The sequence below is a fragment of the Verrucomicrobium sp. BvORR106 genome, assembly GCF_000739655.1.
GTDB lineage: Bacteria > Verrucomicrobiota > Verrucomicrobiia > Verrucomicrobiales > Verrucomicrobiaceae > Verrucomicrobium.
Window position 1 is genome coordinate 1 of the sequence record NZ_BATR01000038.1, and the last position, 8277, is coordinate 8277.

At 63.1% G+C, this 8277-nt stretch carries 3 protein-coding genes and 1 pseudogene; 3 read left to right on the forward strand and 1 reads right to left on the reverse strand.

What is annotated here, in order from left to right:
• Positions 1-1239 (forward strand): annotated as a pseudogene (locus BV106_RS06010) (hypothetical protein); the annotation flags it as partial.
• Positions 1240-1307: 68 nt separating this feature from the next.
• Entirely contained in the window at positions 1308-2549 is a 1242-nt protein-coding gene (locus BV106_RS06015; RefSeq protein ID WP_038162016.1) for an inner membrane CreD family protein, read from the forward strand.
• Positions 2550-3859: 1310 nt separating this feature from the next.
• On the opposite strand, the gene BV106_RS06020 is transcribed toward BV106_RS06015, so the two are convergent.
• A complete protein-coding gene (locus BV106_RS06020) occupies positions 3860-5737 on the reverse strand; it encodes a S16 family serine protease (protein ID WP_038162019.1) in 1878 nt (625 codons plus the stop codon).
• A 191-nt stretch (positions 5738-5928) separates the two neighbouring features.
• Between BV106_RS06020 and BV106_RS06025 the strand changes: the two genes are divergently transcribed.
• Positions 5929-8154, forward strand: coding sequence for an NADP-dependent isocitrate dehydrogenase (locus tag BV106_RS06025; RefSeq protein ID WP_038162021.1), 2226 nt, complete (start codon positions 5929-5931; stop codon positions 8152-8154).
• Positions 8155-8277 lie beyond the last annotated feature (123 nt).

The window sequence follows — 8277 nt, forward strand, 5'->3', positions numbered from 1 at the left end:
GGCCTGCCGGAGGGCCGGGCGGTGCTGATGGGCGATGGCAGCGCGGCCTCTGGCCAGGTCCTGGAGGGGGTCATGAAGCTGAGCCTTCCCGCCCGCGGTGGTCCGGTGACGCTGAGCCTCACGGATGCCGCGCTGCTCCCGAAGGAGGAGGCCCCGCCTCCGCCTCCACCGCCGCTCACGCCCAGCGAGTGGGCGTTGCAAAACGAGGTGCTCGTCTATGAGGGCGAAGGGGAGCTCTGCTACCGGGCGCTCATCAATGCCTCGGCGCTCAATGGATCCGCCGTGGAAGCCGTGCTCCTGCTGCCGCCCAATGCGCGTTCCGTGAAGGTGACGGGAGACGATCTGGTGGACAGTCGTCCTGCCCGCACCGCCAGTGGCCAGACGGAACTGCGGTTGAAATGGAAGACGCGCGACATCATGGAGCGCCAGCTCACGGTTTCCTATGCCCTGCAGCAGATGCCGATGGCGGCTGAGTGGGCGTTGCGTGCGCCCTCGTTGGAAAAAGAGGATCAGGTGAAGTCCCTCTTCATGTTTGTGCTGTCGCCAGGGGTGGAGTTCGCCGGAGTCGGTCTGCAAGGCCCGATCCCTGCCCACAAGCTGCCCCGCTGGGTGATCGCGGAGACCAAGGCCCCCGAGTTTGGCACCGTGACCGCTGCCAGCGCTGTCACTCTGCAAAGCCGGGTCCTGCCGCGGCTGGAGACAGCGGTGGGCGTCATCACCCGCAGTGATTATGTGACCAGACTGGTGGGAGACGGCTCCGTGCTCACGACCGGGACGGTGGAGATCGAGCATGATGAAGCCTTGCGCTGGAGCGTGGCGCTCCCGGAGAAAAGCAACCTCCTCAAGTGCTCCGTGGACGGTGCCCCGGTGAAGCCCATCGTGCGGGAAAACGGCGTGGTGGAGGTGCCGCTGCCCTATACCGGTACCAGCTCCAAGACGGTGAAGAGCCAGGTGGCCTTCTCCTACACGGAGACCAAGGAAAAGCTCCATGCGGTGGAAGGCCAGACCAGTCTGGAACTGCCGCTCACCCCGCTCTTCATCCAGGAGGTGCTGTGGTCAGTGGAGATCCCGGACACCTACCAGATCAGCGGCGTGGGAGAGGGGATCGAGCACGCGGCCCCTGCGACGGATGGGGGATCGGGAAATAACGCCCACACCGTCCGGCTGGTGCGCAAGCTCTGCCGGAATGAGCGGCCCCAGGCACAGCTCTTCTATCAAAAGAGCGGCCTGCTCCAGTAGGCGCGTCCCGGCAGTCTTCGTCTAGGTAGTTTCATGCAATCCATTCAGCCCTTTCACCCCATCTTGCCATGACCCCTCTACGCATTCTGGCCATCGCGGCCATCACCCTCTGCACCGCCGCGGCCTGGGCCGTGCTGGGGCGCACGCTCCAGGTCCGCACGTCCGGTTCCGGCAGCCAGCTTGGTGACGATGTGACGGATGTCTGGGGGCCGGAGATGCGTCAGGCGCATCCCACGGCCTTCTACTTCAGCCCCACCGGGGCGAAAGGGCGCGTCACCCTGCAGCCCAGCCGCAGCAAGGTGACGGTGAAGCTGGACTACGATCCCAAAAAACGCGGCCTGCTCTGGCACCGGACCTATCGCGCCGACTTTGCCGCCGAGTACGAATTCTCCAACCCCACACCGGTGTCCCAGACACTCTATGTGCAGTTTCCTCTGCCCTCGGGCGACGCCAGCTACCAGCGCTTCTCCTTCACCCTGGGCGGGGCTGCCGCCAGCCAGGCCACGCCTTCCGGCGGGATGGTGACCGAGGCCGTGGTGGTGCCCGCCCGCAGCGCGGTGCCGCTGAAGGTGACCTATGAAACGCGCGGCATGGACACCTGGGGCTACGCGTTCCCCCAGGCGGGTCGGGTGGCGCAGTTCAGCCTGGTCATGCAGACGAACTTTGACGAGATCAACTTCCCCAAGGGCACCGGCTCCCCCACGGATCGAGATGTGAACAACAAGCTCTTCACCTGGGACTACCCGGATGTGCTCTCTGCGCCCGCCATCGGCATGGACATGCCCAAGGTGCTCAATGCCGGTCCGGTGGCCTCGCGCATTGCGTTCTTTGCCCCCGTGTCCCTGGTGTTCTTCTTTACGGTGCTGCTCATCGTGGGCATGGTTTATGGAGCCAACCTTCACCCCATGAACTACTTCTTCCTGGCGGCGGGCTGCTTTGCCTTCCAGCTCCTGTTTGCCTACCTGGTGGATTTGGTGCCGCTGCATCTGAGCTTTATCATCTCCGCCGTCGTGTCGCTGGCGCTGGTCTGTCCCTATGTTGGAGCCGTGTCGGGGCGGAAGATGTTCTGGGTCGCCCTGGCTGCGCAGACGGTGTACATGGTGCTCTTCAGCTACAGCTTCTTCTTTGACGGGCTCACGGGGCTGACCATCACCATCGGAGCCATCCTGACGCTGGCGCTGCTCATGCTGCTGACCGCGAAGGTTAACTGGGTGGAAAAACTGGGCGATCTCAAGGGAAGTCGGCCGCAGTCCCCGCCCGCGCCTCCTCTGCCACCGAAGTTGAGCCCGAATCCGAATCCGGCGGCGTAGGGCCTGCCCGCTTCGCGGAGGCGCCAGACTGGAAGACGTCAGACATCAGACCTGAGCTGGCGCACAGGCGGAGGTGAGGGGCGGAGCGGTCAGTAAAAGGAGGGAGGGACATTCCTGTCCCGGTCCCGAGCAAGCGTCCTATGAGGTCTCAATCTGCCTGGGCTTCTCTATGCAAGCGCCAGCTTAGGTCTTGTGTCTTCTGGTCTTGTGTCTCCGCGCAGCGGCTCCCTCCTTTCACCGACCGCCAGCCTGGAAGCTTAAAGGAGGCGGGGGTTCCCAGCCCCGCTCAGTCGAGCGTCTCTTGAGATGTCGTCCTCGATGCGTAACCAAGCGGTGCTTCACGGCAGAGCAAAGCAGGCACAGGCTTCAGCCTGTTCAGTCGCGTGGCCAAGCGGCACGAACGCCAGGCTGAAGCCCGGCACTACTTTCCGCTGCCTCAGCAGGCGTAGTCCGACGATCCCCGTCGGCTATGGGAGCGGAGTGCTCAAACACGTCCGACCCTAGAGCCCCGCTGACGTCTGACCTCAGCCACCTCAGACCCTCCGCACATCGCAGACCCCCTTTTGGTACACCATGCACACCCTTTTTGGCAGTTCACTGAGATAGAGAGAGGGGTCTTTTTTGGTGTAACTTGGAAATAGGGTGTGCATGGTGTACCAGACACTCAAAAATGAGAACCAATGCTCTCGGGTTGGGTAATGCTCCACCCCCGAGATGTATTGATCTTCTTAAACCTCACCCGATCCGGGCACAACCGCGCCAGTCTTGTGTCTCCTGTAGGGCGACCGCCTCGGTTGCCTCAGTCAGGAGCCGTTCGCGGCAACCGAGGTGGTCGCCCTACAGCGTCGATAACAGATTAGAATCGGAACAGTGATCCTGGGAAGTTGGATGCCGAAGGCGACGTCGCTGGCATCCGCTCCGGGATGCAATCCTGAATCTGAACTTCCGGAGGTATCAGTCGCTACGCTCCTTCAACCGTCCGGCTAATGGCTTTGATGCCTCCGGCATCGGGCAATCCGGGTCGGGACACCATCAGATCGTCAAAGTCGACAAGCCAACTTCCCGATGACTATCCGGGGCGGAACAAAGTAGTCCGGTTGTCCCAACCGGCTCTGGGAGCGGAGTGACGAAACATGCTGAGGTGGTGCGATGCTACAACCGTTTGCCACCTCAGTCGCCGCGCGTCCGACCGGGACAAGAATGTCCCTGGCTCCTTTTACGGACCGTTCCGCTCAGCACCCCCACCCATGCGCCAGCTCAGGTCTTGCGTCTGATGTCTGGCAGTCTGGCGTCTCCCGCTCCGCGGGCCCCTACTTCATGATCTCTTCCATGAACTCGCTGTTTCCCTCCAGCTTCTGCGCCTCGGCACCGATGCGCTGGCCCGCCGCTTTGAACTGCGCGAGCATCTGGGCGGTTGCGGACCGGCGGGTGATGATCTGGTCGGCCAGGGTGGTCCACTCCGTCCAGGCATCCACATAGGGGTGGAGTCGGCTGTCCAGCAGGGCGCGTACGCGTTGCAGCCGGTTGCGGACTCCGGCCACCTCGCCACCGTCGAGGGAGCTGGTGGTTGTCAGGTCCAGGCGGGTGGCGTCTTTGATGGCGGCCACGATCTGGTCCACCGCTTCCAGCGAGCCCGCAGCGCTGAGCTGCCGGGGCATCCGGCCTTCAGAAATGGCGAGCAAAAGACGGGCGGCCACGTGATTGGGGGCGGCCGCAGCGATTTCACCCAGCGTCTTCTTGGTCGCTGGTGTGGTGAGCAGAGCGGGGTTGCCGCGGAGCTGATCGCTGAGAATCGAGTAGGCCACCATCGCCTTGCTGATCTCCGGAGCGCGATCTCGGCGTGCCAGCGCCAGGGCCTCGTCAAACTGGCCGATGCTGAAGAGCTGCACCCCCAGGAATGGAGTGATGCCTTCGCCGAGGGCGAGGTCCACGGCGCTCGTCCGGTTCTTCAACGGGATGGCGGTGATTTGCTGGCCCGCTCTGGAGGCCCCACGCAGCTTGGCAATGACCCCGCCAATGGGCTGCACGGAGCCGTCGGCGTTCATGTCTCCGGTGACGGAGAAGCCGGGGTCGAGTTCCACGCCCGTGACGAGGGACTCCAGCAGCAGGGCACAGGCCACCGCAGCAGAGGGCCCGTCCTTGGGCGAGTACTTATCGTCAAAAGACAATTCCATGCGGTGATCTCGCAGAGCGCCATCGTGGCGAACAGCGTGAAACTTCACTACCTCATCCAGTGCAGTGGTCATGCTGGGGCCCACTTCCTGGTTGAATGCCACCGTGGCAGGGCCGCCGTAGTCCAGCTTCAGGGCTGAGATGGAGAGCTGGGACGTCTTGCCCGCGTAGCGGGATCCTCCCAGTGGCACCACCAGCAGCCCACCCACCGAGGCGCTGCGACGCTTGAGCGCCACCCCTTGCTGGGAGGGGTCGGCAGAGGTGGGCGGGGTCATGGTTCTGACGGGAGCCCCCGACGCCCCATTGGCCGAGGCTACCACCGGACCCGATGCCTGCCCCCAGGAGGAGTACCACTGGTAGCTGTCTTGGTGCGGGCTGAAGATGAGCAAACTCCGGTCGAGCGCATTATGCCACTCGCACTCGACGATGCCCGGAACGATGGTCCGGTATTCGCCGCGGCTGCGGTCCCCGTTCCAGGTCAGGTGCCGGTCGTCACCCACCGCGATGGTGCCGCCGCCTTGCAACTCCTGAGCGAGGAGCCATTTTTCAAACTCCGCGGTCGTTGTTTGAGTTTCCAAAGCCGGAGGCGTGCGGCGACCGAGATACTTGAGCGGCAGGTCATCGGTGCCGTTGTTCAGGGAGCCAGAGACAAGGTCCTCTGCCACCGTCATCTTGTTGGGGCTGGCCTCCTTGCGCGGCTCGAAGTTCCAGAAGACGGAGCCCTTTCCCGTGACGCGGTAGCCAAATCCCACGGAGTGTCCGCTTTCACGACCGGCGGTCCAGATCACAAAGGTCGGTGTCACGAACCAGTAGGTCTTGATCCGGCCTTGCCGTTCGGATTCCCACTGTGTGCCCACCAGCCATTTGGCAAATTCGGCCTCCTGCATGGCGGAGAGCTTGGCCGGCGCAGTGACGGCAGGGCTTTGACCGTGCACCCAGGCGGGCTGGAAGCCGAGAGCGATGGCGGCAGCGAGCAGGCCTGGCGCGAGATGCGAGAATCGGGGGCGGGGGAGCATCAGAAGACAAAAGGGGGTTGGACCAAGTTGTGGAAAAAATAGTCTTCTTCAAGGCGAAGCCTCGCAAAAATCCCCGCGTTGCCCGGCCTCACATTTGCTTTTTGACCAGTTGCCGCGCCTGCCTTATGTGACCACAGGCACCAAGGGGGTGCCCCTTTCACCCCGTTTTGTTTTCACCGTCCCGTCCTACCATGTCCGAGCGCCCCACCATCATCTACACGAAGACCGACGAAGCACCTGCCCTGGCGACTTACTCCTTTTTGCCCATCATCCAGGCGTTTACCAAGCACTCCGGCATCGCGGTGGAGACCCGGGATATCTCGCTGGCGGGCCGCATCATTGCGAACTTCCCCGAGTACCTCACGGAGGAGCAGCGCATCGCGGACGCCCTTACCGAGCTGGGCGCGCTGACGCTCAAATCGGATGCCAACATCATCAAGCTGCCAAACGTCAGCGCCTCCATTCCCCAGCTCAAGGCGGCCATCGCTGAGCTGCAGGCCCAGGGTTACAAGCTGCCCGACTACCCGGCGGACGCGAAGACGGACGAGGAAAAAACGGCCAAAGCCAAGTACGACAAGATCAAGGGCAGCGCGGTGAACCCGGTGCTGCGTGAGGGCAACTCGGATCGCCGTGCTCCCAAGGCGGTGAAGGAATACGCCCGCCAGAACCCGCACTCCATGGGCGCCTGGTCTGCTGATTCCAAGACCAGCGTGGCTCACATGAGCGGGGACGACTTCTTCTCCAATGAGAAGTCGGTGACCGTGGCTGCCGGTGGCGCCGTGCGTATTGAGTTCGTGGGCGAAGACGGCACCACCCGTGTGCTGAAGGAAAAGGTCGCCCTGAAGCCCGGTGAGATCATCGACGGCACGAAGCTGAGCAAGAAGGCGCTGGTGGCGTTTCTTGAGCAGCAGGTGGCCGCCGCCAAGGAGCAGGGCGTGCTCTTCTCCCTGCACATGAAGGCCACCATGATGAAGGTCTCAGACCCCATCATCTTCGGCCACGGCGTGCGCGCTTATTTCAAAGACCTCCTGGCCAAGCACGAGGAAACCTTCACCAAGCTGGGTGTGGATCTGACCAACGGCTTCGGCGACCTGGTGGCAAAGATCGCCACCCTGCCAGAGGACAAGAAGGCTGAGATCGAGGCTGACATCCAGGCTGCCTATGCCAACGGCCCCGGCCTGGCCATGGTGAACTCCGACAAGGGCATCACCAACCTCCACGTGCCCAGCGACGTGATCATCGACGCCTCCATGCCAGCGATGATCCGCTCCTCCGGCAAGATGTGGGACGCTCAGGGCAAGCTGCAGGACACGCTGGCCGTCATTCCAGACAGCAGCTATGCCGGCGTGTACCAGGCCACGATCGACTTCTGCAAGAAGAACGGTGCCTTCGATCCCCGCACCATGGGCACCGTGCCGAACGTGGGCCTCATGGCCCAGGCGGCCGAGGAGTATGGCTCGCATGACAAGACCTTCCAGATCGCTGGAAAGGGCACCGTCAATGTCGTGGATACAGAGGGCAACGTGCTCATCTCCCATGACGTGGAGCAGGGCGACATCTGGCGCATGTGCCAGGTGAAGGACGCCCCCGTGCAGGACTGGGTGAAGCTGGCCGTGGGCCGTGCTCGCGCCACCAACACCCCGGCAGTGTTCTGGCTCGACCAGAACCGCGCTCATGACGCCCAGCTGATTCAGAAGGTGAACCAGTACCTCGGCGATCACGACACCTCCGGTCTGGAGATTCTCATCCTTGCTCCCGCCGCCGCGACCGAGTTCACGCTCGCCCGTCTCAAAGCCGGTCAGGACACCATCTCCGTCACCGGCAACGTGCTGCGTGACTACCTCACCGACCTCTTCCCCATCCTGGAGCTCGGCACCAGCGCGAAGATGCTCTCCATCGTCCCGCTCATGAACGGCGGCGGCTTGTTTGAGACCGGGGCCGGCGGTTCTGCTCCCAAGCACGTGCAGCAGTTCCTGGAGGAGAACTACCTCCGCTGGGATTCCCTCGGTGAATTCCTCGCACTCGCCGTGTCGCTGGAGCACCTGAGCATCGTCTTTGAAAACGCCAAGGCCAAGGTGCTGGCAGACACGCTGGACGCGGCCACCGGCCAGTTCCTCATCCACGACAAGTCTCCCTCCCGCAAGGTCGGCGGCATCGACAACCGCGGCAGCCACTTCTACCTCGCCCTCTACTGGGCGCAGGCCCTGGCCGCTCAGAACGACGACGCCGAACTGAAAGCGATCTTCGAGAAGCCCGCGGCAGATCTCACCGCCAACGAAGCCAAGATCGTGGCTGAGCTCGGCGCCGTGCAAGGCAAACCTGTGGAGATCGGCGGTTACTACCAGCCGAATGACGCCTTGGCGGATGCCGCCCTGCGCCCCAGCGCGACGCTGAACGGAATCCTGGAGGCGATCTAAGGATCGCCATCGGATAGCGTCAGCTCTCGGCAATCATTGCGAAACTGCTTTGCGCCCTCTGGGGTGCAAAGCAGTTTTTGCGTTTTTGGGGGTGGGGGATGAGGCAAAGTAGTGCAGAGCTTT